2 protein-coding genes are annotated in these 3,057 nt (G+C 45.7%); both read right to left on the minus strand.

The genetic code is table 11. The features are described 5' to 3' along the window. Window positions 1-448: 448 nt before the first annotated feature. Window positions 449-871, minus strand: a complete 423-nt coding sequence (locus ACUVJL_RS15210) for a hypothetical protein (protein ID WP_445246606.1) — start codon at window positions 869-871, stop codon at window positions 449-451. A 465-nt stretch (window positions 872-1,336) separates the two neighbouring features. Then, a complete protein-coding gene (locus ACUVJL_RS15215) occupies window positions 1,337-2,995 on the minus strand; it encodes a CTP synthase (RefSeq protein WP_445246607.1) in 1,659 nt (552 codons plus the stop codon). Between the last annotated feature and the right edge of the window lie 62 nt (window positions 2,996-3,057).

The following is a 3,057-nucleotide window of genomic DNA, read 5'->3' on the forward strand; positions in this document are numbered from 1 at the left end:
ACTAAACTAATGACTAATGACTCATGACTAATGACTTCTTTCTAACTACAGTCCTGGACGCACACATACCAAAGAAACCGGGTTTTTTACTGAGTCTGGGGGTCACAACCTGTGTTTTTTCTTAAAAAAACCCGGTTTCTAAGCCTCGGTGCGTCCAGAACTAAACTAATGACTAATGACTCATGACTAATGACTTCTTTCTAACTACAGTCCTGGACGCACACATACCAAAGAAACCGGGTTTTTTACTGAGTCTGGGGGTCACAACCTGTGTTTTTTCTTAAAAAAACCCGGTTTCTGAGCCTCGGTGCGTCCAGGACTACACTAATGACTAATGACTAATGACTAATGACTAATGACTAATGACTAATGACTAATGACTAATGACTAATGACTAATGACTAATGACTAATGACTAATGACTAATGACTAATGACTAATGAGTTCTTCATTCCAGAGATTGTCCAGTCGTATTTTTAATGTATTCCAGAATTTCTTGATAAGTTTCCGGGTTGCGTTGGCGGAGGATAATAATATTAGTTGAGCTGTCAGGCAGGAAAAAGCTTAGCCGGCCGTTCCCTTCGCAAGCAAAAAAGCTAATTCGACTCATATCGATCGCAAATTCTTTGCGGTCATAATTAATTTTAATCCACCAGCCTCTAGAATTGCGATCTATGGTTTTTTTGATGTAATCGAGAACTTGGTTGTAAGCGTCATGATTGCCTTGGGGATTGAGGATAATCGGCTGACTGCTATTAGGCAGCCAAAAGGTGAGACGCTTGTTATCGAGTTCGCTAGAAAAAGCACTAATCGTGTCAAGGTCAATTATATATGTACTTTTCTCATAAGTAAATTTGCTCCAATAAGCCACAAAGCCTCCTCAAACCTGTGTTTCCTGGTATTTTAGGATAGTTTGACAACTTATAGCATTTGAGATTTGAGATTTGAGATTTGAGATTGGGCCTGACTAATGACTATGGGGGTTTGGAACTTGCCTCAAGTTGCATTTTTTTTTACTGGTATCACCCTTGAAATCCCAGCTAAAAAGTTAATTAAAAAAATCAGCATTTTTACCTTCTGCCTTCTGCCTTTTGCCTTCTCCCCTCGGGTACTAGCCCCCCCAGCCCTAGCATAGGGCTGGGGGGTGAGGTTTTTCACTCGTTGAGAATGCTGCCCGATATCTAGTCCGGTAAGTGCGGCCCGAATCAAATCCGATTGTTGGGTTGGGGGAGTGAGAGTACGATCGATTATCTGCCCGATTTGAATATTGTGTACTCTCACCCGCCCCTACAGACATCTAATATATCAGAACTAATCGATCGCACATAATATTAGATCAGTTTCCTGCAAGTTTCCCGACCACCAAGTCGCGACCCTCAGCTTCTAAAAAATCCTGCTTTCCCTGGGTGCTCGCCGCCTGGATAAACCCCTGAAACAAGGGGTGGGGGGCGCTAGGTCGAGATTGGAATTCGGGGTGAAATTGACAGGCTATGAAAAAGGGATGCTTGGGCAATTCGATCATTTCTACCAATCGGCCGTCGGGAGATGTCCCGGAGACTGCATAACCTGATTCTAAGAAAAGATTGCGGTAGGCGTTGTTAAATTCGTACCGGTGGCGGTGCCGCTCGTAAATCACTTCTTTCTGATAAAGTTTGAAAGCGAGGGTGTCTGGGTTGACACGGCACGGATACAAACCCAGTCGCATTGTACCGCCCAAATCGACTACATCTTGCTGTTCTGGCAATAAATTAATTACCGGATTTGTGGTATCTGGGTCAAATTCAGCGCTGTTAGCATCCTCTAGTTGGGCGGTGTGACGCGCCCATTCAATCACAGCACACTGCATCCCCAAACACAATCCCAAAAAGGGTATTTTATGGTGTTTGGCATATTCGATCGCCGCTATTTTGCCGTCAACTCCCCGAATCCCAAAACCCCCGGGTACAAGAATGCCGTTGATATTTTTGAGATAATTTTCCAGGTTTCCCGATTCTAAATCTTCTGAGTTAATCCAGTGCAAATTGAGGTCGCCGCCGATCGAGATTGCTGCGTGCCGCAAAGCTTCGACCACCGAAAGATAAGCATCGTTCAACCGCACGTATTTGCCCACCAAAGCAATATCAATCTTGTGGTTGGGACTGTAAAGCCGCTTGACTAAGGTTTGCCACTGAGCCAAATCGGGTTGCCGCTGTTCGAGTTGCAGCACATTGATGCTTTGTTCCGCTAAACCTTCCTGTTCCATCATCAGCGGCACTTCGTAGATACTTTTAGCATCTTGAGCGGTGATGACACATTCTTCGGGTACGTTGCAGAATTCCGACAATTTTTGTTTCATGCCAAAAGACAGCGGGCGATCGCACCGACAGACTAAAATATCTGGTTGAATGCCGATCGACCGCAATTCCTTCACCGAATGCTGAGTCGGTTTAGTTTTCATCTCCCCAGCCGCAGGAATCCAAGGTATCAGCGTGACGTGCATATACACAACATTTTGCCGCCCGACATCCTTGCGAAACTGGCGAATTGCCTCCAAAAACGGCAAAGATTCAATATCTCCCACCGTTCCGCCGATTTCCGTAATCACGACATCGGGATTAGTATTCTTTGCTACTCGGTGAATTCGCTCTTTAATCTCGTTAGTGATGTGCGGAATCACCTGCACCGTGCTCCCCTGATACTCGCCGCGGCGTTCTTTGTTGATCACCGCTTGATAAATGGAACCCGTAGTGACGCTGTTGAGGCGAGACATGGAAGTATCGGTAAAACGCTCGTAGTGCCCCAAATCCAGGTCAGTTTCGGCACCGTCTTGGGTCACAAAGACTTCTCCGTGCTGAAACGGGCTGAGAGTGCCGGGGTCAACGTTAATATAGGGGTCTAGCTTCAAAATCGAGACCGAATAGTCCCGCGACTTCAATAGGCGGCCCAAGGAAGCAGCGACAATTCCCTTGCCGATACTGGAAACCACGCCGCCGGTCACAAACACAAATTTGCTCATAGGATTTTCGACTTTAGATGCTTCAATGTCAGGTCAGACTCAAATGTGACATAGGTAATCCA

It is taken from the genome of Microcoleus sp. OTE_8_concoct_300 (assembly GCF_031383065.1).
GTDB lineage: Bacteria > Cyanobacteriota > Cyanobacteriia > Cyanobacteriales > Microcoleaceae > Microcoleus.